The organism is Pseudomonas sp. NPDC090752, from assembly GCF_055584805.1.
The window spans coordinates 130,750-152,773 of sequence record NZ_JBVJLI010000003.1 but is presented as its reverse complement, the minus strand read 5'-3'; the positions used below and the strand labels follow the sequence as shown (position 1 = coordinate 152,773).

The following is a 22,024-nucleotide window of genomic DNA, read 5'->3' as shown; positions in this document are numbered from 1 at the left end:
ATCTTACAGAACCGACCAGCGTAACGCTATGAAAGCAAATGTGACACTTCTGCCGCCAAACTTTTCTGCTAGAATGTCCGGCTTTCTTCTTTAACATCTCCAGGTGACCCGCCCATGCAGCCTATGCTGAATATCGCCCTGCGCGCCGCTCGCAGCGCCAGTGAACTGATTTTCCGCTCCATCGAACGCCTGGATACCATCAAGGTGGACGAGAAAGAGGCTAAGGACTACGTTTCCGAGGTTGATCGCGCCGCCGAACAGAAAATCGTCGACGCACTGCGCAAGGCCTACCCGAACCACTCGATCCAGGGCGAAGAAACCGGCCTGCACGCGGGCACCGGCGAAGAAGGCAAGGACTACCTGTGGATCATCGATCCGCTGGACGGCACCACCAACTTCCTGCGCGGCATCCCCCACTTCGCCGTCAGCATCGCCTGCAAATACCGCGGCCGCCTCGAGCACGCCGTCGTTCTCGACCCGGTACGCCAGGAAGAATTCACCGCCAGCCGCGGCCGTGGCGCCCAGCTCAATGGCCGCCGTCTGCGTGTCAGCTCGCGCACCAGCCTCGAAGGCGCCCTGCTGGGCACCGGCTTCCCGTTCCGTGACGGCCAGATGGCTGACATGGACAACTACCTGGGCATGTTCCGCGCCCTGACTGGCCAGACCGCCGGCATCCGCCGCGCCGGCTCCGCCAGCCTGGATCTGGCCTACGTGGCCGCCGGCCGTTTCGACGCCTTCTGGGAGTCGGGGCTGTCCGAGTGGGACATGGCTGCCGGCGTGCTGCTGATCCAGGAAGCAGGCGGCCTGGTGAGCGACTTCAACGGTGGCCACGAGCACCTCGAAAAAGGCCACATCGTTGCCGGTAACATCAAGTGCTTCAAGGCCGTGCTGACTGCCATCCAGCCACACCTGCCAGAAAGCATGAAGCGCTAAGCGCCGATTGCAGCCACAAAAAAAGCACCCTCGGGTGCTTTTTTTGTGGCTGCCATATTCAGATCACTGGCCCGCTTCGCTGAGGATCAGCTTGCCATTCTTGTCCAGAGGAATGGTCGAGCCGGGCTCGCGATCCATCTTCACCTTGCCCACCTGATCACCGATGGAGTAGGTCACGTTGTAGCCAACGACCTTCTCGCTGATGTCATTGACCGTGTTGCAACGGGTTTGCGTGGTGGTGTAGGTATCACGCTCCTGCATGCCTTCCTGCACCTTGTTACCGGCATAACCACCACCGACCGCACCGGCCACGGTGGCGATCTTCTTGCCGGTGCCGCCACCAATCTGATTACCCAGCAAGCCACCCGCCAGGGCACCGACCACGGTACCGGCGATCTGGTGCTGGTCCTTGACCGGCGCCTGACGCGTCACAGCCACGTCCTTGCACACTTCACGCGGGGTTTTCACCTGCTGCTTGATCGGCTGCACGTCCGTCACCTGGGCGACTTCGGGGCCTTTGTTCACCAAGCTGTAGGTCGCCACAGCACCTCCGGCAGTAACACCGACAGCACCCAGTACCGCACCCACCAGCATTGATTTATTCACGTGAACCTCCTGATCGTACCGGCGGGTATCAACCCGCGCTTCTCCCAGCCTTGGAGCAAAAAAAAAGGCGCGAGTTCAACACTCGCGCCTTTTGCTCGCCGAACGGCGCAGGGCTAAGCCTTACGGACGATCGTCGACCCCTTCAGCCTTGACCGGCGGAATCAGGTCTTCGCTGTTCAGGTTCAACCAGATCAGCACCACGTTGGCGATGTAGATCGACGAGTAGGTACCCGCCATGACGCCGATGAACAGTGCCAGGGAGAAGCCGAACAGGTTGTCGCCACCGAAGAACAGCAGCGCGGCGATGGCCAGCAAGGTCGACACCGAGGTGGCGATGGTGCGCAGCAGGGTTTGAGTGGTCGAGACGTTGATGTTCTCGATCAGCGACGCCTTGCGCATCACGCGGAAGTTCTCACGCACACGGTCGAACACGACGATTGTGTCGTTGAGCGAGTAACCGATGATCGCCAGCACCGCCGCCAGCACCGTCAAGTCGAAGGTGATCTGGAAGAACGACAGGATACCCACGGTCACGACCACGTCGTGAATCAGCGAGACGATCGCCCCCACGGCGAATTTCCACTGGAAGCGGAAGGCCAGGTAGAGCAACACCCCGCCCAGTGCCAGGAGCATGCCCAGGCCGCCCTGATCGCGCAGCTCCTCGCCCACCTGCGGGCCAACGAACTCGACGCGCTTGATCGTCGCCGGGTTGTCACCACCGGCCTTCTGCAGGGCAGCGGCAACCTTGTTACCCAGTTGCGGGTCGTCGCCCGGCATACGCACCAGCAGATCGGTGGTAGCACCGAAGCTCTGCACGATGGCCTCATGGAAACCCGAATCGACCAGCTCTGCGCGCACCGACTTGAGGTCCGCCGGACGCTCGTAGGTCAGCTCGATGAGCGTACCGCCGGTGAAGTCCAGGCCAAAGTTCAGGCCCTTGTGCCACCAGCTGAACAACGCCAGTACGGTCAGCAGGACGGTGATGGCGAACGCAACGTTGCGCACGCCCATGAAGTTGATGGTTTTCATGGTTATTCCCTCAAACCCACAGCTTCTTGATGTCACGCCCGCCACAGGTCAGGTTGACCATTGCGCGGGTCACCATGACGGCGGTGAACATCGAGGTGAAAATCCCGAGGGACATGGTAACCGCGAACCCTTTGACCGGGCCGGTACCCATGGCGAACAGGATACCGCCGACCAGCAGGCTGGTCAGGTTGGCGTCGATGATCGCGGTGTAGGCACGGCTGAAGCCTTCGTGGATGGCGCGCTGTACCGACATGCCGTTTTTAAGCTCTTCGCGAATACGCGAGAAAATCAGCACGTTGGCATCGACCGCCATACCCATGGTCAGCACGATACCAGCGATACCCGGCAGGGTCAGGGTGGCGCCGAGCAGCGACATCAAGGCCAGCAGCAGGATCATGTTACCGGTCAGGGCGACGGTGGCGATCACGCCGAAGCCGCGGTAGATGGCGATGATGAACAGCGAAACGAACAGCATGCCCCACAGCGACGCATCGATACCCTTGGTGATGTTGTCGGCACCCAGGCTTGGGCCAATGGTACGTTCTTCAGCGAAGTACATCGGCGCAGCCAGGCCACCGGCACGCAACAGCAGGGCCAACTCGGACGATTCACCCTGGCCATTGAGGCCGGTGATGCGGAATTGGCTACCCAGCGGCGACTGGATGGTCGCCAGGCTGATGATCTTCTTCTCTTCCGCAAAGCTCTGAACGGCAACGTCTTTCTCGACGCCGTCGACGGTCTGCTTGACGTAGCGGGTGACCGGCTTCTGCTCGATGAAGATCACCGCCATGCTGCGACCGACGTTGCTGCGGGTTGCACGGCTCATCAGCTCGCCGCCGTGGCCGTCGAGGCGAATGTTCACCTGCGGGCGACCGTGCTCGTCGAAGCTGGCCTGGGCGTCGGTAACCTGGTCACCGGTGATGATCAAGCCACGTTCGACCGGGGCGGAACGGCCGCCTTCACGGAACTCGAAGACCTCGGTAGTCGCCTTGGACGCGCCCGGCTCGGCACCGAAGCGGAACTCAAGGTTGGCGGTCTTGCCGAGAATACGCTTGGCTTCGGCCGTGTCCTGCACGCCTGGCAGCTCGACCACGATACGGTTGGCGCCCTGGCGCTGCACCAGCGGCTCGGCCACGCCCAGCTCGTTGACGCGGTTGCGCACGGTGGTGAGGTTCTGCTTGATCGAGTATTCGCGGATCTCGGCGACTTTCGCCTGAGTCAGCGCCAGACGCAGCACCGCGAGGTCGTTGCGCTCGGTGGTGGTCAGGTCGAAATCATTGAAATTCTTGCGGATCAGGGCACGTGCCTGTTCGCGGGTGGCATCGTCAGCGAAGCCCAGCATGATGCCGCCATCCTGCTGAGGCAGGCTGCGGTAGCGGACGCGCTCTTTGCGCAGCAAGGTCTTGACCTCGCCTTCGTAGACTTTCATGCGGGCCGTCATGGCCTTGTCCATGTCCACTTCCAGCAGGAAGTGCACACCACCGGACAGGTCCAGGCCCAGCTTCATTGGGCTTGCGCCCAGGTTACGCAGCCATTGCGGAGTGGTTTGGGCCAGGTTCAGGGCCACGACGTAATCATCGCCCAGTGCCTTGCGCACTACATCCTTGGCTGGCAGTTGGTCTTCCTGGTTGGTCAGACGCACCAACCCGCTGCCCTTCTCACCCAGGCTCGCGCCCTTGACGGTGATCTTGGCATCGGCCAGCGCCTTGCTGACGCGATCGAGGTCGGCCTGATTCACGTGCAGCGCCGAGCTGGCACCGCTGATCTGTACCGCCGGATCATCCGGGTAGAGGTTGGGAGCGGAATAAATAAAGCCGACCGCCAGTACCAGCACGATCAGTGCGTATTTCCACAGAGGGTATTTGTTCAGCATCACGCCGCCCGTTCAAGACGCGGGGCGCTTTGCGCGCCCCGACTGGAAAAATGAAACCGGTAACTCAGATAGCCTTGAGCGTACCTTTTGGCAGGGTCGCCGCGATGGCGCCCTTCTGGAACTTCAGCTCGACGGTGTCGGATACTTCCAGAACCACGAAATCATCGGAAACCTTGACGATCTTGCCGGCGATGCCGCCGTTGGTGACAACTTCGTCACCTTTTTGCAAGTTGCCCAGCAGGTTCTTCTGCTCTTTGGCGCGTTTGGCCTGAGGGCGCCAGATCATCAGGTAGAAGATGACCAGGAAACCGACCAGGAAAATCCACTCGAAGCCGGTACCGGCTGGGCCGGCGGCAGGTGCTGCGGCGTCCGCGTAGGCGGCGGGGATCAAGAAGCTCATTGGGCACTCCTAAGGTAATTTTCTAATAATGGATGCAGACAGTTAGTCCAAAGGCGGCACAGGCAGCCCGCGCTTGGCGTAGAAGGCGTCGACAAAGGCGGCCAATTTACCCTGTTGAATAGCCTCGCGTAAACCGGCCATCAAGCGCTGATAATGGCGCAAGTTGTGGATGGTATTAAGCATGCTGCTCAGCATTTCGCCGCACTTGTCCAGGTGATGCAGATAAGCCCGGGAGAAGTTGCTGCAGGTGTAGCAGTCACAGGTCGGATCCAGCGGCGAATCATCGTGGCGATGGAATGCGTTGCGGATCTTGATCACCCCTGTATCGACGAACAGATGACCGTTGCGCGCGTTACGCGTCGGCATCACGCAGTCGAACATGTCGACGCCGCGGCGCACACCCTCAACGAGATCTTCCGGTTTGCCTACCCCCATAAGGTAACGAGGTTTGTCAGCGGGCATGAGCGCCGGCAGGTAGTCCAGCACCTTGATCATTTCATGCTTGGGCTCGCCCACCGACAGGCCACCGATGGCCAGGCCGTCAAAGTCGATGTCGACCAGCGCATCCAGCGAACGCTTGCGCAGGTCTTCATACATGCCGCCCTGGACGATGCCGAACAGCGCTGCGGTGTTGTCGCCGTGGGCATTCTTCGAGCGCTGGGCCCAGCGCAGCGACAGCTCCATGGAGGTGCGTGCAACGTCGTGCTCGGCCGGGTACGGGGTGCACTCGTCGAAGATCATCACGATGTCCGAACCCAGGTCGCGCTGTACCTGCATGGACTCTTCAGGGCCCATGAACACCTTGGAACCGTCGACCGGCGAGGCGAAGGTCACGCCCTCCTCCTTGATCTTGCGCATGGCGCCCAGGCTGAACACCTGGAAACCACCGGAGTCAGTGAGAATAGGGCCTTTCCATTGCATGAAATCGTGCAGACCGTTGTGCTTCTTGACCACCTCGGTGCCCGGGCGCAGCCACAGGTGGAAGGTGTTGCCGAGGATGATCTCGGCGCCAGTGGCTTCGATGTCACGCGGCAGCATGCCCTTGACCGTGCCATAGGTGCCCACCGGCATGAACGCTGGGGTTTCGACCGTGCCACGAGGGAAGGTCAGGCGGCCACGACGGGCTTTGCCGTCGGTGGCCAGCAGTTCGAAGGACATTCGACAGGTGCGACTCATGCTTGATCCTCTGGGCCGCGTGGCGCCGGATTGCGGGTGATGAACATGGCATCACCGTAACTGAAGAAGCGGTAACCATTGTCGACCGCCGCCGCGTAGGCGGCCATGGTCTCGGGGTAACCGGCGAAGGCCGAGACCAGCATCAGCAGCGTGGACTCCGGCAGATGGAAATTGGTGACCAGCGCGTCGACCACATGGAACGGCCGGCCCGGGTAGATGAAGATATCGGTGTCGCCACTGAAGGCCTTGAGTACGCCATCGCGCGCCGCGCTTTCCAGCGAACGCACGCTGGTGGTACCGACTGCGATCACACGGCCACCACGGGCCCGGCAGGCTTCGATGGCATCGACCACATCCTGGCTCACTTCGAGCCACTCTTTATGCATGTGGTGGTCTTCGATCTTGTCGACCCGCACCGGCTGGAAGGTGCCCGCGCCAACATGCAGGGTGACGAAGGCGCGCTCGACGCCCTTGGCGGCGATCTGCTCCAGCAGCGCTTCGTCGAAGTGCAGCCCTGCAGTCGGCGCGGCAACGGCACCGGCGCGTTCGGCGTACACGGTCTGGTAGCGCTCGCGGTCAGCGCCCTCGTCGGGGCGGTCGATGTAAGGCGGCAGCGGCATATGCCCAACGCGTTCGAGCAGCGGCAGCACTTCTTCGGTGAAACGCAGTTCGAACAGCGTCTCGTGGCGCGCGACCATTTCGGCCTCGCCACCGCCGTCGATGAGGATCACCGCGCCTTCCTTGGGCGCCTTGCTGGCGCGCACATGGGCGAGTACACGGTGGCTGTCGAGCACGCGCTCGACCAGCACCTCCAGCTTGCCGCCGGAGGCTTTCTGACCAAACAACCGCGCCGGGATCACCCGGGTGTTGTTGAACACCATCAGGTCGCCGGGGCGCAGGTAGGCGAGCAGATCGGGGAACTGCTTATGGGTCAGCGCGCCGCTCGGCCCATCGAGGACCAGCAGTCTGCTGCCATGACGCTCGGCCAAAGGATGGCGAGCGATCAGGGAATCGGGGAGTTCGAAGGAAAAATCGGCGACGCGCATGATGATGTTCGGGTTCGGCAAAGCCGGGAAGTTTAGCCCAATGCGTGAAAATTGACCATGAAAGCCGATTGACCGACCGAAGGTAGCTCTCTATACTGCGCGCCACACGCCCTGATGGCGGAATTGGTAGACGCGGCGGATTCAAAATCCGTTTTCGAAAGGAGTGGGAGTTCGAGTCTCCCTCGGGGCACCATCACATAGTTCCAAGCGGTCCCTACCAGACCCGGAACACCAGAGAAACCGGCCACTGAGCCGGTTTTTTTGTGCCCATCGTTCCCAGTGATTCCCTTGTAAGCCCCAAAGTATGTGAGTAGATTTGTGAGTAGGACGAGTTCGGTCCAATATCCTACTCACACACCGACCGCAATCCAGCGCGGTTCGGCACTGCAAGGGAATAGCCGTGGCGCTCACAGATACCGCCATTCGCACCGCCAAACCCCGCGACAAGCTCTATCGCCTCGCTGACGCCCAGGGCCTTTGCCTTGAAGTGACGACCGCTGGCGGGAAGCTCTGGCGCCTTCGCTACCGATTCGAGGGCAAGGCCAAGATGCTGGGCCTGGGCGCCTACCCCGCCGTCACACTTGCCCAGGCACGCGAGCGCCGGGATGCCGCGCGGAAGTTACTGGCACAGGACATAGACCCAAGCGCATATAAACAGCTGGAAAAGGCCGCTGCCGCCGCGCAGGTGCTGACGCTCGAAGTGCTAGCGCGGGAATGGTACGACTACAACCAGCCACGATGGGCTCCAGCCACAGCATCAAAAGCGCTGCAGTATCTAGAGTCGGACATATTCCCGGTGATTGGCAGACGGCCCGCTGCCGAGGTGCAACGCCCTGAGCTGGTCGACCTGGTGCGCAAGATCGAGCGGCGCGAGGCATTTAACGTCGCCCGCAAGGTTCGCCAGTGGCTGAGCCAGATATTCCGTTTCGGTTTGGCCAAGGGCGTGGTACCCGGCAACCCCGCCACCGATCTGGACGTGGTAGCCGCGCACGCCCCGCGCACGCGCCACCATCCACACGTATCAGAAGGCGAACTGCCCGATCTGCTGGAGAAGCTGGACGCGGCTCAGTGCGATATCACCAGCAAGATCGCCATTCGCCTGCTAATGCTGACAGCAGTGCGACCCGGTGAGCTGCGGCTGGCGCCCTGGGACGAGTTCGACCTGGAGTCAGCTACCTGGACGATCCCTGCAGCGCGGATGAAGTCAAGGCGCCCTCACATCGTCCCGCTCCCACGTCAGGCCGTGGTTCTGCTGCGTACCCTGCATGAACTGACCGGCTCCTATCCCCTCGCCTTTCCTGGGCGCAACAACCGGGCCAGGCCAATGAGCGAGAACACGGTGAACAAGGCGCTATCAACGATGGGTTACGAGGGGCGGCAAACTGGTCACGGATTCCGCCATCTGCTGAGCACCAGCCTGAACACCCGAGGCTACAACCGGGACTGGATCGAGCGGCAACTGGCCCACGGCGATCAGGATTCGATACGCGACACGTATAACCATGCGCACTACCTAGAGCAACGACGGGAAATGATGCAGAACTGGGCAGATGAAATTGACGCCCTCTGCGCTGGCGCCAATGTGGTTTCTATTCGGAGCAGCCGAGCATGAGCAAAACCTTAGTAGACGAACCAAGGATTCTTTCGGAGTTGATCGAACTGGCTGCTGCTGAAATGTCGAAAAGCAATTTGGTTGCAGCACTTGAACTTCATAAAATGTTCAGCCACTTAGCAGAAAGTGGTCAAGATAAGTTTTTCCCGGCTAGCGTGTGCTGGGTTCGCGGCCCCAAAAGCGCAACCGAGGTAAATGAACGCTATCGGGTACCGCGCCATGAAATCTCTGAGTACATGAACAACTGTATGTTTCAGAGAACCTTGGACTGTGTGTTACCAGATGGAAAACGGGAAGCCGTTAAGGATGAATTCATAGCATTCGACCCTGCATCACTTATAAATGAGTTGGAGAATTCCGGATATAGCTGGATACCAAGACGCGGCGTCTATCACCACTCTGAAATACCAGAAGAGCCATCCGAAACGGCAGTCGAAGGCTTAACGATGCCTTACGAGACACCAGACATAATGGCCATGCACTTAGCGGCTAATAAATTCTGGATTGACTTCGATAAAACTCGCCCTCCACTCCAGAAGACTGTTTCTTCTTTTATTGCGGAGCAGCTGAAACTCGAAGCCCCAAACCGCAAGACTGACGCTCTAGCTGCCGCGATCCGCCCCCTAGACGCTCCCAACGAACGTTGACAGCACGTACTGACATACTGACAGGTCAGCATGTCAGCGTTGTACGTCACTATCGTACTGACCATTAAATCAAGCCATCGTAACCAGCAACGCCCAAGGAGGCGCAGACGATGGCTAACCCTACCAACACCACCCCACCCGCTCGCCGCTTCATCAAGCGCCAGAACGTTGAGTCGATCACCGGCCTGTCCTGCACCGAGATTTACCGCCGTATTGCTAATGGCGTGTTCCCCAAGCAGGTCACCCTCGGCCCGAAGTGCGTCGTATGGATCGAGGCCGAGATTCATGCCTGGTGTGATGAGCAGATCGCAGCATGCCGTGGGGAGGTAGCGTGATGACATGCCCCGGCTCCACTCATATCCTTTCTCCTTACTCGTGCCCATATTTCTCACTCGTGCCCACGCTCAGGGATGGGCACGAGTGGGAAAAATGGGCACGAGTAGGACTTGCACCCATGCAGCGCTCGCTGTATCGTCCACGTGTCGCTGCAAATTCAGCGACCGGGTTTGGCGACCCGATTACTGTTAGGCGCACAAGCGCCCCCTCGATGAATGCAGGCGCTTTTTTTGTGCCCGCACATCCTGTTTATGGCGGCTGTGCGCGGGAGACCTTCGGGTCTGCCGGGTGCCTAACGTCCCGGTTCGCCAACCTGCGCACAGCTGCCACCCTAAATCGTTTGGCGACGATCCGTGGCAGCTCCTCAACGTTAGGAGCTGAACCGATGAACACCCTCATTCCGTCCAAAATCCGTGCTCTTGCTCACCGCAGGATGGCCCTCAGCGCCCTCCGCGCAAACTCGTCCCTGTCCGTCCGTTTGAAGCGCTACAACCACCATATGGATCAGGCCCGCGCCCTGGAAGCCCAAGGGGGTGTGCAATGAGCTACTGGAACGATCTCCTGCCACGCCACGAAGCGCTGAAGAACATGACTCCCGTTCAGCTGAAAGCGACAGAGCAGGCGACTGAGAGCTGTGTGTCGGTACTCGCGCATGGAATATCAGGCATAGGCCACTTGTTGGCTTGTACAGCATCCAACGGTGAAACCGGCCTGAGCCCTGTGGCGGTAACCGATATAGGCTGGCTCCTCGAAAGCCTAGGCAATCTAGTCAGCAACTTGTCCGACACTGGCGCTGCTGCGACTCTCCATTTGTCCGAAGTCAAACCCGGAGCATAACCATGAACATCCAAAACGGTGCACATGCGCCGATGGGATCGGCTTGCCTGGATAAAGTGCTCAACCGATTAGACAAAGTTAAATCTGCTGGCGCCGACAAGTGGAAAGCCTGCTGCCCCGCACACAACGACAAGCACCCCAGTTTGGCAATTCGCGAAACTTCGGACGGTGTCGTCTTGCTCAAATGCTGGGCCGGCTGCACAACAAAAGAGATTGTCTCGGCAATTGGTATGGATTTGCGGGACTTGTTTCCCTGCGACAAACAACCGCGGAGCGGCCCAAGTAAGGCGGCAATTGAACATGAGCGCATGGTTTATCGGATCGGCCACCCTCTCCAGCAACAAGGGAAGTTGGAGGGTGACGACCTGGCGCGCTTCAACCTCGCCAAGCTGCGCCTGGGGGTCAAATGACTACAGATCGCTTTGCACAAGAATGGACCGAGCCTCTTAGCCCCATCAATCGTGAAAACGTAACACCCCTATGGCGCGTCAATGCGGTTAAGGCGTCGACAATCAAGGCCGTTCCCATTCGGTGGCTGTGGCCTGGCTGGCTGGCCAAAGGAAAGCTGCACATCCTCGCCGGCGCTGGCGGTACCGGGAAGACCACGCTGCTGATCGGTCTGATCGCCACCATCACCACTGGTGGACGCTGGCCCGATGGCAGCCGCTGTAGCGAGCCGGGAAATGCACTCATCTGGTCGAGTGAGGATGATCCAGCCGATACGCTGATCCCCCGCTTGACCGCTGCTGGCGCTGACATGAGCCGCGTCTACATCATCCAGGGGCTCACCAACGCCAGAGGCGACGCCGACCCATTCGACCCAGCTAACGACATTGTCCGTTTGCGTGAGACGGCTAGCGATATTGGCGGCGTGTCGCTTCTGATGCTCGACCCCATCGTCAGCGCAGTGAAGGGCGACATGCACAAGGCCAATGACGTGCGTCGGGCGCTGCAAGGCGTAGTGGACTTCGCCGAGCAGAACCTTTGCGCCGTGGTGGGAATTTCCCACTTTGCTAAGGGTGGCGCTGGCTCGTCGCCTGCTGATCGAGTTATTGGCTCGCAAGCGTTCTCGGCGCTGGCGCGCACGGTACTGGTAGCTGCCAAGCAGGAAGACTCCGAGCAACGCGTGCTGGCGCGAGCGAAGTCGAACATCGGCGCTGACGAGGGAGGTGTCTCCTACACCATCGAGCCATGTGACATCGGAGATGGGATCGAAGCTACTCGCGTGGTGTGGGGCGAAGCCATCGAAGGTAGCGCCCGGGAGATCCTGGGAGAAGCGGAGGCATCCAGTGATGAGGAGGCACAAGACCTGGATGATCCCAGCGACTGCCTATATCGGATCTTGAAGGACAATCCCCTCGAAAGTAATGAAGCAAAAGCCCTGATGAGGCGCAATGGCTACACCGAAAAGCAGATTCGCCGGGCCAGGGAAAAGCTGTCTGTTGTCACCGCCAGAACCGGCAACAAAAAGGATGTGAAGTCGTTCTGGTCATTACCCCAAGCGGGTGGCTCATTCGCGCCCTTTCAGCCACTCGTGCCCTTAAATTCCCACTCGTGCCCATCCTCTGGCGTGGGCACGAGTAACGAAAATGGGCATGAGTGTGAGGATCAGCATGCAGATCCGCAGCCGGGTGGCGCGTCGTTTCCATCGCTGGATGATGACGCGGAGGACCTGTGATGGCCGCGCTCGACTACCTGCTGGAACGTGGATTTTCCGCAAAGAAGCAAGGTATGCGGGTGCGGATCTCCCCCGCCTCAAAGCTGACCGACGATGTGCGCAAATACGTCAAAGCTAACCGGCTGGCGCTACTCGCAGAGCTGGCAGCAAACGACGGCCTGGAGCGCCGCTGCAACTGGTCGGTGCTGGTGCCGGGGTGCCGGTCATTCACCATGATCAGCGAGCCCATTACCCGCGACGAAGCGCTGGCCGACGTTCGCGTGCGCTGGCCAGGTGCGGAGGTTGGGCCATGACGAGCCGTAACAGGCGCCTAGGCGAACAATCGTCGAGCGCTCGGCGAGGTAGGTGGGAATTTTCATCCGCCGTGGCGTTATCAACACCCTGTGTAGGAATCAACACAGTGGATTGTCGAGACAGATCATTCGGTCTGTTTCGGCTGATCTGGTCCGAATCAGCTCAATTGGCCCACCCCCAAGAAGTGATGCCCGCCAAAGGTGTTGCCATGACAGCAACACCCTTGTCGCCCAACCCAGCTACCCATTTGAAGTCCGAAAATCCGACTTCAAGGAATGTTCACCCTGTATCCGCGAGGCGCGATGCATGACCACCAAACACATCACATTCACTGACGCCGAGATCCGCAAGCAGGCCGGCCAGCCGGTTCGCCAGTTGCGTGACCCGCGCTATCCCGAGCTGCGATTCCGCTATTCCACCGTCGACCGCAACCGGGGCGCCTGGCACGTTGTCGTCAGGGGGAAGTGGGGCAAGGCTGGCGACTTCCCCAGCTTGACCACCAAGGCCATGCTGACCGCGCTGCCGGCCATCCTCGGGCACCGTGCCGCCGACGCCGACGCATCCTCACTGACCAGCACCTGGCGCCGTACCGGTGAGCTGCTGGACTGGTACCTGGATCGCATGCTGCGCGATCGCAACTTGTCGGCCAAGCGCAAGGCTGGCGCGAAGTCGGCCATCACCTGCCACCTGGCGCCGCGGCTGCATGACTTGCCGCTGGCCGAGGTGAGCAAGGCCACGCTCGACCAACGCCTTATGTGGCCACTGCAGGAGCGCTATGCCCTGTCGTTCGTGCGCCTGGTGTTCAACGTGCTGGCGGTGGCCATGCGCAAGGCACACCGGCTCGGGATGATCGAGCAGAACCCCATGGGCGCGCTGCGCTTCGGGGATTTCGTCGGGGTGCGGATCAAACCGAAGTCGTCACGGCTGCGTGAGCGAGACTTGCCCGATCTGCTGGCCAAGCTGGCAGGCTGGAGCGAGGTGCGGCCAGGTGACGCCCTGCTGGCGCTGATGATGCTGTGCCACGGCACCCGCCTGGGCGAGACGCGCAGCGCGCTGTGGCGCAATGTCGATCTGCAGGCCGGCCAATGGTTCATCCCCGCCGAGGACACCAAAACGAAGCAGAACCACACACTACCGCTGACCCGCCAGACCTGTGCGCTGCTGAGCCGCTATCAAGCCCAGCAGGCCGCGCAGGGCTACCAAGGTGCCTACCTGTTCCCGGCCATTCGGCGCGGGCCACTCGGTGCCACGGCAGCGAGCCAAGTGTTTGCCGAACTGAGCGACCGCCAGTGGACCAGCCACGATGTGCGCAAGGTCGCCCGCACCTGCTGGATGGACCTGGGCGTGGATTACCTGGTGGGCGAGATGCTGGTGAACCACGCCCTGCGCAACATGGACGCCACCTACATCCACACCACCGCCGAAGCGCTCAAGCGCCAGGCCCTGGAGCGCTGGCACGACCATTTAGACGGGCTCGGGTTAACCGCACTCACAGGCGAGACATACCCGAGATACGCAATTTCACAAGATTCGACACAGGCCACAGACCACGCGGTCTCTAGCGAAATTCAGGATGCATCACAGAGGAGCATGTAAATCATGGTGGACGTTGAACAGGACGTTACCGAGCGGCTGGCCCAGGCCGGCATCACCCCGCTAATCGGTGGCCTGGTGCCAGAGCCGGCCACGGCTGACCTGCTGGGATATGCCCCCAGCTACCTGCGCCGCCTGGCTGCCGAGGGCCGTTCACCGCTGCCATTTGTGCGCCGGGGTAATCGGCGGTTCTACAAAATAGCCGACATAGTGCGCTTTGCGACGGATACCGACTGAGGACGTCGAAGTTAACCGCTGACCGGGGTGTGCGTGCGCGCATAGGGTAGAGGACATCAACTCAACACCCCGGAGAACCTAATGCCAGATCCCTATCAGCAGGACATGACCCAGCTGAATCAAACGCTGCAGAACATCGGCACGCAGATCGCCGACTTCAAATCGTCCTCTGCTGAGAAACAAACCGAGTTCGGCGCCCGCCTCCAAGAAGTCGAGCAGAAGATGGTGAATGTCAGCGCCCGCCGAGGCGCTAACGACGATTCCACCGACTCCAATGCTGTGACTGCCCAGGTCGTGGCCGCTGATGGCATCGCCGGCTTCCGCAGCGGTATGAAGTCCACCGGCCAGATCAATTGCAAAGTGGGTGTCCGCGCAGCCATCACCAACCCCAACAAAGGCGTCACTGGCTCGACCAGCTACCCAACTGCCCCGCAGCGTGATGGCGCCGGCATCCGTGGCATTCCGCAGCCGCGGCTGAGCTTGCTGGATGTGCTGCCGATCGTGCCGGTCACCAGCTCTACCTACGAGTTCGTTCGCCTCGACGGCTACATCAACGGCGCGGCCTACCAGAAAGAAGAAGGTGAGGAGAAGGCCGAAGGGTCGATGCCCACCAAGATGGAGCGGGCTGAGATCGCCACCATCGCTACCTGGATTCCGGCGAGCCTCCAGGTGCTGCAGGACAATGACCAGCTTGAGGGGCAGATCAACACGCTTATGAGCGTGGGGGTTCGCCAGAAGCTGGAAGCCGAGCTCATCAACGGCGACGGTGGACCAGGTGAGATCCTCGGGTTCAAGAAGCAGGCAACTGCCGCTGGCATCACCACCGGCAAGCCAGCTGACCGTATCGGCGCAGCCCTCACTGACCTCAAGGCCGAAGGCTGGAACCCGAACGTTATCGTGATGAACCCGCGGGACTGGTTCGCCATCGAGAGCGAGCGCGCCGAGGATGGCGATGGCCAGTATGTGATTGGCACTCCACGCGATCCAGCGCCGCCCAGCCTGTGGGGCACACCTGTAGTCGTCACCAACGGCATGCCGCAGGGTGAGGCGTTGATCCTCGATACCAGCGTGGCCGCATTGCTGGACCGTCAGGAAGTGACCGTGGAGGCCAGCCGCCACGACGGTGACAACTTCCGTCGCAACATGGTGACCATCCTGGCAGAGCTGCGCGCTGGCCTGGCTGTGTTCGCTCCAACAGCTACTCGACTCGTCACGCTGGCCGGCACGCCGACACCGTAACAACGAGCGTGGGTTAGCTGTGAGTGCCACGACCTCCTAACCGCAGCAGTCGGAGCCCTTCTTTCCTTTGTTGGGTGATCCGGCACTGGCCCGCACTCGCGGGCCTTTTCATTCACACCGGAGAAGACCATGAGCCATACCCATCTACCCAAGCCAGTTCAACGAGCCCTCAACCAGATCGCCCACAGCCGAGCCCTGTTGCGCCAGATGGAAGAGCGTGAGCGGTTGAGCAAAGAGATCGATCGCCTGTTGGCCAGCGGCCTGAGCGCAGCCGAAGCGCTGGAGCAGATCCGGTCGGCGCCACCGTACATCGCGCCGATCTACTGAGGGGGGGGCGGGTCAAAAGTCTGGAATGTCCGCTGACCTAGACCGCCTCCGACCCCACGTGCAGATTTTTTCCCCTTTAACAAAAAATGTTAAAGCGATGTTAACACCCATGCCGAACGTGCATGGGGCTGTAAGCTACGTAAACCGGGGCATACAGGCCGATACCGCCCACTGGCGGACGTTAACAGGGTTAACACCTTTAACACCGAAAAATTAACGCTTTAACACCGACGAGTTAACACCTGGAGGCTACGCGCTGATGACCATCCAACTAGCTCCATCCACCTTTCAAGAGCGTTTCGCCCGAGCCTGTGACGTGGCCACCTTCACCCTCGACAAAGGCGGCTCCTGTTACCTGCTGTGGGAAGTCGAGCATGTCAAGGCCGGCCAAAGGGCAAAGCTCGATGGCGTGTTCGTCACAGAGGAGGAGGCACAGATTTCGGCCGACTTGCTGCGTGGCACCATGCGCGGCGCTCGCGCTTCCATGTCGAGCTATGCGCCCAACTGGAATCCTTGCCCTGCCCGAGAGGCCGCCATTCGCCTGGAAGCGTTGCAGTGCCGCGAGATGCTCGCTCGACGCTTGGGCGTGCACCTGGCTATGCCACAGGAGGCCGTGTGATGACCGCAGCCGTGATCGACTACGCACCAAAAACCAAAATCCGCCTGGGCGGCTTCTTGGGCAAGAAGTACGGCAAGCACCACCATTTCCTCCTGGAGCGTGGTGACGCGAAAGAGGCCACCAAAGCGCTGGATGCTAACTTTCCAGGTTTCGCCCGTGACTTGGCGGATTCTGAAATGAAGGGGCTGCGCTTCGCCATCTTCAAGAATGGGAAGAACATCAGCGAAGCCGAACTTGACCTGGGCGGGTCCAGGGAGCTCTGGTTTGTACCCGTCGTGCACGGCAGCAAACGCGGCGGGATGCTGCAAACAGTGGTTGGGATTGCCCTGGTGGTAGCGGCCTCCTACTTCACTGGAGGTTTGGCCGCTGGCGGTGCCGGGCTATTGGGTGCTGGAGCTGGTTCGCTCGCCGCAGCCACTGCAGCATTCGGCTTCTCGATGATTGCACAGGGAGTCATTGGAGCGCTGAGCCCGCAGGCTAAGGGGCTGTCTCAAAGTGCAGCACCAGAAAATAGGCCTTCCTATGCTTTCGGCAGCGCCCGAAACACCACCGCCAGCGGTAACCCTGTCCCGATCTGCATCGGCCATCGCCGCTGGGGCGGGGCGATCATTTCCTTCGGGATCTATCGTTTAAAGTGAGCCGGGCCCCTACATACCCCGAATTCCGGGTATGTAGGGGTGTCCTCAGATCCGAGGACACCTCCGGAGTGCAGTTCGTTTTGTGCACACCTCAATTTGTAATTAGGCGCGATATTAAACTGCAGCGACAGCCTATACGGTGCGCTTATTCATCTCTCTTTTATCAAGATAGTGCTTAACTCGCTCGAAGGACTCGCGACACATATGCTTAATATCGTGCCAATTGTAAATCTCCGACTTAATACCTGACGAAGACCAAGCTACCGACAAATAGTTCCTGAACATTTCAGCTCTTTGATAACGAGTTGATAGATCATTACTCCTGATAAGTGCTGTTAGCTCGTTTTTGACTTCACCGTTAAATATTGGAGTATCAAAAACCATTGCTTCGAGGTATGTAAAATCTGCTGACCAGTAGTGAAGATGATACACACCATTTGCCGTAGCCCTGAATGACTTCGGCATGTCTCCAAACAGTCCTGTGATATCTTCTTCGAACGTGATTCTCTCTGATGCCTCAATCAGCTTTTTGTTTGTTAAGCTTCTGAGCTTGCTTTCGATCTGTGAGGCTAGGAACCCCAGCCCCTGTATTTTGTCAAATATCTTGCTTGTTTCAACAAAGCCTTCTTGCGATTTCTCGACACCATCATTATGCAACATCGAAATAACTATGGATGCAAGGAAATGCTCTTTTGCATCGGCGGAGGTCACCTCGAACATATTGTATGCTATTGAGCGATCGGGATAGTAAGCATTGTATTCGCCGTAAACTATTGTACGCGAGAAGTCGTGAACAGGAATTTTGTATTGTTCCCCCTCCATTACTTCTTTAATAATTCTTTCGGAGTCTGCGTTTGCACTTCCTATATAGTTAACAACCAGCTCTACGGCTGTGCGCACGTTGCCGTTAGATATATTATCAATTAGGGTAATTAGTTCGTCTGTCTTATTTAAAGAGTAAATGAGGGCCTCTAAGAAGTAAGCAAGGGACCCCATATTTAGACGAGATGTGCCCAGCTGTTCAATAGCTGTTTCGCCCTTGGCCATGCTTAGAGCAAATTCCAGCCTTTTTTCAATTACCAAATCAACCCTAGGCGGCGAGATGGTAAACGCCTTTGTCGGGTAAGCTGAGAGCGCGCCAGCCCGCTTTGATTGATAAAAGGTATGAGGTCTCACCGCTATAAATACTACAGCCCCCCAGCCGGAAGCAATTTCTTCCGATATGACGAATGCCTGTTGCTGAACCTCAAGGCTGCGCTGGTCGGCGTTATCTATAGCGATCACTACTTGCTTGTGGCGGGCCCGCGATATATGGTCAATTGAACGTTTAAGATGTTCGGCCTTGTTTTTTGTCTTGCTTTTCAGTTCAGCTTTGAGTTCGCGCTGGAATGCTGGAGGATCGTCCTGCTCTAAGTGGCCATCCAACCCTCTGCGGAAGCGCGCAACCTCTGCATGGTAGGTGCCAAATATGAAGTTTGAGGCGTAAAGATCCACGTCGTGGGTCTCAAGTAACTGCCGCTCAACTTCATCGATCATGAAATCCTTGAGATTGTCAGCAAAGCTTGCTTGCCTTCCCAAGTCAATATAAATAAATAACGAATTCTCAAACTCTTCTTTGGCTGAGACATAGATCAAATTCTTTATGAACGAAGTCTTGCCAACACCAACATCACCTATCAGTACGATAGGCCTCTTACTAGTAGTGAGTGCTACAATTTCATCTGACAGTTTAATTGATTTTTTCTTAGACGAATTCACTGGCTGGAGCGAGGGATTGGAGTCATCGGGTGAGAAGAGAGCGGCGTATCTGTAATTCAGTATTTTTTTACTAAGCAGAGAGTACTGGGAAAGCGCTCCAGCTTCACAGTAGCAGTTCTCGTAAAACGTCTTCTCTATAGATGCTTGGCTTACAACATCCTCCAGAACCAAGTCAGAAATTATTTTAAGACTTGCTTGGAAGTCAGTGCGCTCCTTTAGATCCGGGTAGACGGGTAATGCCGAGCTGAGTTTAGATGGTATTTGAAGATTACCACCAGATTTAAGGTAACTGGAAAGCGTGTGATCTTGAATGGCGCTCTTACTTAGCAGGCTGTGAATGAGCGGGAAATTATTTACGAACTGCTCCAGACTGGAAATTACGAGGCATTTCCCCTCCAACGGATCAATACCATCTTGTCGGCTACCTATGAACGCAATAATCTGATGGCCATTTGTGATGGCGGCGTATGTGACGCCTCGGTTTGCGCAATAAGATTGAACCTGAGTCAAAGCTTCTTCGTTGACTTTGGAAAGTTTTTTTAGCTGTTTCAAGCTTTGAATAAGTCTTTGGTCGGCAGGAGGAAGATCAAAATGCTTATTCTGCTTTTTTGCTTCGTAAATCATTCTTCTCGGCATACCCAACTCATAGTCGGTGTACTCAGCGCCGCTCGATCCCTCAACCTTAATTTCGGTATGTTCCCACTCGAAGCATTCTTTTAGCAAAATATCAATGAGATCAAATCTTGTTTGAGCCTCATTGCGACCCTCAAGTTGCTGTGAGTAGATAGCTTTCAAACGCTTTGCTGCTTCGTAAGCGCTGTCGTAATCCATAACTTCCTCGAAACTCATAATCCGTCGAGCGTTTGCCATCGTCTCGGATGAGGGCCGTCGAATTTAGGTGAATGACGGGTATACCGATGGGGTATCTTTGTATATTGCCTAACCCCAGGCCCGGTTTTCAAGCGGATTGCGAAGCCTCTCTTGACATCGCCACGATGCATCATGAGGTCGGCTGGCCCGCTCAGATCAACTCCCCCTGGAAGCTAGGAGCAAGGAAATGTCCAACGTTCAAGTGTTCCTGCCGGCCAATGATGGATCGTCATACTGGCTGGTCTCCACCGGTGACTCATGCAAAGAGGCTGTCCACGCACTGTCCACAGACGACTTTGCCGCCCTCCCCTCCGACTCGTGATTGAAGTCACTATTGAGACCGGCAAAAGAGTCGGGGTGAGCATTCCTTACTCAGATAGCGCTCAAGCTTCGGTGCGAATAGACGGCACAGTATTGTAGGCTCTGCAGCACCCGGAACGAGTGAGTAGATTTGTGAGTAGGATGATGTTGTCAAACACCAGAATCACCATAAATAAAGGATTATGCTGAATAGTTTGAGTCTCCCTCGGGCACCAAATCCAGAAAAAACCGACCTTATGGTCGGTTTTTTTGTGGGCTGGATTTGGCGAGTGCCAAGTGCATGCAAATCGCTGCAATCCTCTTTACCCTCCGCTGTTTTTTGACGCCATCCCAGTGTTTAAGCGGCCTCCAGCCATTCGTGCAATCTATTGGCCATCACTCTGCCTCCTACCTAAGATGTCATTCGTCAGGTATATGCAGAAAGTATTGCCACCGTAGTGGCACGTAGCCATAGTGGCGCTCCCTTTTTCTAGCCCATGTGCGAATCATGAAAACTACCGTGCCCTGTCTGGCGGCATTGATGCTGCTGAGTGGGTGCAATGGAATGCCGACCGCTTACGTATCAGACCCCGTTTACGACCAGGCTTTCGTAGTCACCTCAGGCGCGCCGCTGCCGATGCTGTTGATGGCCACCGCCATCCAGTGGAACGAAGACTACGCAGTCACTGCCAAACACACGCCCTTCCTACGCAACGTGGTTCACGAAGGCCTCGGCGATGTGGTGTTCTTCAAGCACAAGGCTACCCAGGTGCCCCTCTGGCGCCAATACGTGCCTGGCGAGTCGGTGACGGCCGTGGGCTTCAACAGCCTGATGATGCCGGTGCAGGGCAAGGGTCATACCCTGGAGTCACTGGTGCGCCTGGAAGGCACGCCGGGCAGCGTGTTCTATGCAGTGCATGACGGCCCGATGGTCAAAGGCATGTCCGGTGGCCCGGTATTCGCCGATGATGGCAAGGTGGTCGGGATCAATGTCGCGTTCATCGCCAAAGACGGGATCGATGCGCGCAGCCGGCCGGACCTGGCCGACAAGGAGCGCGTCAGCGTATTCATGTCGTACAGCGAAATCGACAAGGAATGGCGCCGCTTCCAGTACCTGGCCCATAAAACCAAGCCCAATGCCGCGCCCGCTGCGATCAAAGGGTATGTGGCGGTAGCTACCAAGCCTTGAATCCGAGATGACTTGAAGAGCGTTACCGCGAAACCATGTGAGGCTGAGCAGAAAGATCGATGCCGAGCGCGCGAATCACCTTCAGTACAGTCTCGAAGCGGGGCTTTGCCCCAGGTGTGAGCGCTTTGTAGAGGCTTTCACGCCCCAACCCGCTGTCTGTAGCTATCTGAGTCATGCCACGCGCCCGAGCAATGTGGCCCAGTGCTCGAATAATTTCGTCCGTATCACCATCAGCGAACACCTGGCTGAGGTACTCGCTGATTGCCTCATCGCTGTCCAGCAAAGCGGCCATGTCGAATGGAATAAGCTCGTCTTTCATTTCATCTCCATCGCCAGCTTTCTGGCCTTGAGGATATCGGCAACCTGGGAAGATTTGTCACCGCCAACCAACAGCACAATCAATCGATTGCCCTTGCGTGTGAAATAGATTCGATACCCGCCCGCAACGTCTACACGAAGCTCGCTGATGCCTCCTCCCACCGATTTGAAATCTTCCCAGATTACCCGCCGCCGCTCGTTCAATTCTCCGACCTACGGCAAGCTTGCTTTTCAGATCTCTCAAGCCAATCAGCCAGCAAGAAAAGCTCGCCGTTTGCTCAATCACATAGGTCATGCACTCGCTCCAATCGTATCCATACGGATACATGTTTTCAAGAACTGGAAGCGATCTACATTGTCGAGTTTCATATCGGTGGGGAACTCATCTACGCCCCAGAACGACGTAAGAATTGTCATCCAGCGAGTGGAAACAAAATTTCTTGCAACATCCAAATAGCGAACCATCACC

Annotated in this window: 25 protein-coding genes, 1 tRNA gene and 1 pseudogene; 17 read left to right on the top strand and 10 right to left on the bottom strand. The window is 58.0% G+C overall.

Translation table 11 applies throughout. The features are described 5' to 3' along the window. Positions 1–114 precede the first annotated feature (114 nt). Positions 115–933, top strand: coding sequence for a type III secretion system regulator SuhB (gene suhB, locus ACZ6YA_RS05885; protein ID WP_465896174.1), 819 nt, complete (start codon positions 115–117; stop codon positions 931–933). A 63-nt stretch (positions 934–996) separates the two neighbouring features. Here suhB and ACZ6YA_RS05880 read toward each other — a convergent pair whose 3' ends face one another. The 6 genes from ACZ6YA_RS05880 to queA all read right to left on the bottom strand — a co-directional run bounded on the left by ACZ6YA_RS05880 (position 997) and on the right by queA (position 7,063). After that, entirely contained in the window at positions 997–1,539 is a 543-nt protein-coding gene (locus tag ACZ6YA_RS05880; protein WP_086978102.1) for a glycine zipper 2TM domain-containing protein, read from the bottom strand. A 120-nt stretch (positions 1,540–1,659) separates the two neighbouring features. Continuing rightward, a complete protein-coding gene (gene secF, locus ACZ6YA_RS05875; RefSeq protein ID WP_465896170.1) occupies positions 1,660–2,568 on the bottom strand; it encodes a protein translocase subunit SecF in 909 nt (302 codons plus the stop codon). Positions 2,569–2,578: 10 nt separating this feature from the next. Continuing rightward, positions 2,579–4,441 (bottom strand): protein translocase subunit SecD, encoded by a 1,863-nt coding sequence (gene secD, locus ACZ6YA_RS05870; protein WP_465896168.1) that lies wholly within the window; start codon positions 4,439–4,441, stop codon positions 2,579–2,581. 64 nt (positions 4,442–4,505) lie between these two features. Beyond that, the gene (yajC, locus tag ACZ6YA_RS05865) at positions 4,506–4,841 is read right to left on the bottom strand and encodes a preprotein translocase subunit YajC (protein ID WP_056795769.1); all 336 of its coding nucleotides are present in this window, start codon (positions 4,839–4,841) and stop codon (positions 4,506–4,508) included. Positions 4,842–4,883: 42 nt separating this feature from the next. Beyond that, a complete protein-coding gene (tgt, locus tag ACZ6YA_RS05860; RefSeq protein ID WP_465896449.1) occupies positions 4,884–5,999 on the bottom strand; it encodes a tRNA guanosine(34) transglycosylase Tgt in 1,116 nt (371 codons plus the stop codon). A gap of 14 nt (positions 6,000–6,013) precedes the next feature. Then, complete coding sequence (gene queA, locus ACZ6YA_RS05855; protein WP_465896165.1) at positions 6,014–7,063, bottom strand: tRNA preQ1(34) S-adenosylmethionine ribosyltransferase-isomerase QueA; 1,050 nt, start codon at positions 7,061–7,063, stop codon at positions 6,014–6,016. Positions 7,064–7,171: 108 nt separating this feature from the next. On the opposite strand from queA, the gene ACZ6YA_RS05850 reads away from it, so the two are divergent. From ACZ6YA_RS05850 to ACZ6YA_RS05780, 15 genes are all read left to right on the top strand, one after another. Further along, a tRNA-Leu gene (locus ACZ6YA_RS05850) sits at positions 7,172–7,256 on the top strand. A gap of 207 nt (positions 7,257–7,463) precedes the next feature. Further along, entirely contained in the window at positions 7,464–8,675 is a 1,212-nt protein-coding gene (locus ACZ6YA_RS05845) for a tyrosine-type recombinase/integrase (protein ID WP_465896163.1), read from the top strand. Next, positions 8,672–9,322 carry a hypothetical protein gene (locus ACZ6YA_RS05840; protein ID WP_465896161.1) on the top strand — a complete coding sequence of 217 codons (651 nt, stop codon included), beginning with the start codon at positions 8,672–8,674 and terminating at the stop codon, positions 9,320–9,322. Before ACZ6YA_RS05845 ends, ACZ6YA_RS05840 begins: the two co-directional genes overlap by 4 nt. A gap of 110 nt (positions 9,323–9,432) precedes the next feature. Then, on the top strand, positions 9,433–9,657 hold the full coding sequence (locus ACZ6YA_RS05835; protein ID WP_465896158.1) for a helix-turn-helix transcriptional regulator: 225 nt from the start codon (positions 9,433–9,435) through the stop codon (positions 9,655–9,657). Positions 9,658–10,043: 386 nt separating this feature from the next. After that, a complete protein-coding gene (locus ACZ6YA_RS05830) occupies positions 10,044–10,202 on the top strand; it encodes a hypothetical protein (protein WP_465896156.1) in 159 nt (52 codons plus the stop codon). Next, positions 10,199–10,495 (top strand): hypothetical protein, encoded by a 297-nt coding sequence (locus ACZ6YA_RS05825; RefSeq protein ID WP_465896154.1) that lies wholly within the window; start codon positions 10,199–10,201, stop codon positions 10,493–10,495. Before ACZ6YA_RS05830 ends, ACZ6YA_RS05825 begins: the two co-directional genes overlap by 4 nt. Positions 10,496–10,497: 2 nt before the next feature. Further along, positions 10,498–10,905, top strand: coding sequence for a virulence-associated protein E (locus ACZ6YA_RS05820; RefSeq protein ID WP_465896152.1), 408 nt, complete (start codon positions 10,498–10,500; stop codon positions 10,903–10,905). Further along, positions 10,902–12,173 (top strand): AAA family ATPase, encoded by a 1,272-nt coding sequence (locus ACZ6YA_RS05815; protein WP_465896151.1) that lies wholly within the window; start codon positions 10,902–10,904, stop codon positions 12,171–12,173. Before ACZ6YA_RS05820 ends, ACZ6YA_RS05815 begins: the two co-directional genes overlap by 4 nt. Continuing rightward, positions 12,173–12,466 (top strand): hypothetical protein, encoded by a 294-nt coding sequence (locus ACZ6YA_RS05810; RefSeq protein ID WP_465896149.1) that lies wholly within the window; start codon positions 12,173–12,175, stop codon positions 12,464–12,466. The genes ACZ6YA_RS05815 and ACZ6YA_RS05810 overlap by 1 nt, the downstream gene beginning before the upstream one ends. Before the next feature lie 307 nt (positions 12,467–12,773). Next, positions 12,774–14,063, top strand: coding sequence for a tyrosine-type recombinase/integrase (locus ACZ6YA_RS05805; RefSeq protein WP_465896148.1), 1,290 nt, complete (start codon positions 12,774–12,776; stop codon positions 14,061–14,063). 3 nt (positions 14,064–14,066) lie between these two features. Beyond that, entirely contained in the window at positions 14,067–14,297 is a 231-nt protein-coding gene (locus ACZ6YA_RS05800) for a MerR family transcriptional regulator (RefSeq protein WP_081874717.1), read from the top strand. 81 nt (positions 14,298–14,378) lie between these two features. Then, positions 14,379–15,536 carry a phage major capsid protein gene (locus ACZ6YA_RS05795; RefSeq protein WP_465896146.1) on the top strand — a complete coding sequence of 386 codons (1,158 nt, stop codon included), beginning with the start codon at positions 14,379–14,381 and terminating at the stop codon, positions 15,534–15,536. 129 nt (positions 15,537–15,665) lie between these two features. Next, positions 15,666–15,863, top strand: a complete 198-nt coding sequence (locus ACZ6YA_RS05790) for a hypothetical protein (protein ID WP_465896145.1) — start codon at positions 15,666–15,668, stop codon at positions 15,861–15,863. Between the two features lie 259 nt (positions 15,864–16,122). Further along, the gene (locus ACZ6YA_RS05785; protein WP_465896143.1) at positions 16,123–16,482 is read left to right on the top strand and encodes a hypothetical protein; all 360 of its coding nucleotides are present in this window, start codon (positions 16,123–16,125) and stop codon (positions 16,480–16,482) included. Next, entirely contained in the window at positions 16,482–17,120 is a 639-nt protein-coding gene (locus tag ACZ6YA_RS05780) for a tail assembly protein (RefSeq protein WP_465896142.1), read from the top strand. The genes ACZ6YA_RS05785 and ACZ6YA_RS05780 overlap by 1 nt, the downstream gene beginning before the upstream one ends. A gap of 132 nt (positions 17,121–17,252) precedes the next feature. Here ACZ6YA_RS05780 and ACZ6YA_RS05775 read toward each other — a convergent pair whose 3' ends face one another. Next, the gene (locus tag ACZ6YA_RS05775) at positions 17,253–19,709 is read right to left on the bottom strand and encodes a hypothetical protein (RefSeq protein WP_465896141.1); all 2,457 of its coding nucleotides are present in this window, start codon (positions 19,707–19,709) and stop codon (positions 17,253–17,255) included. Between the two features lie 880 nt (positions 19,710–20,589). On the opposite strand from ACZ6YA_RS05775, the gene ACZ6YA_RS05770 reads away from it, so the two are divergent. Next, positions 20,590–21,237, top strand: coding sequence for a trypsin-like peptidase domain-containing protein (locus ACZ6YA_RS05770; RefSeq protein ID WP_465896448.1), 648 nt, complete (start codon positions 20,590–20,592; stop codon positions 21,235–21,237). Positions 21,238–21,259: 22 nt separating this feature from the next. Here ACZ6YA_RS05770 and ACZ6YA_RS05765 read toward each other — a convergent pair whose 3' ends face one another. The 3 genes and pseudogenes from ACZ6YA_RS05765 to ACZ6YA_RS05755 form a co-directional block, all read right to left on the bottom strand. Then, positions 21,260–21,556, bottom strand: a complete 297-nt coding sequence (locus ACZ6YA_RS05765) for an addiction module antidote protein (RefSeq protein WP_465896139.1) — start codon at positions 21,554–21,556, stop codon at positions 21,260–21,262. Continuing rightward, a pseudogene (locus ACZ6YA_RS05760) lies at positions 21,553–21,850 on the bottom strand (type II toxin-antitoxin system RelE/ParE family toxin). Before ACZ6YA_RS05760 ends, ACZ6YA_RS05765 begins: the two are co-directional and overlap by 4 nt. Then, entirely contained in the window at positions 21,847–22,020 is a 174-nt protein-coding gene (locus tag ACZ6YA_RS05755; RefSeq protein ID WP_465896137.1) for a hypothetical protein, read from the bottom strand. Before ACZ6YA_RS05755 ends, ACZ6YA_RS05760 begins: the two are co-directional and overlap by 4 nt. Positions 22,021–22,024 lie beyond the last annotated feature (4 nt).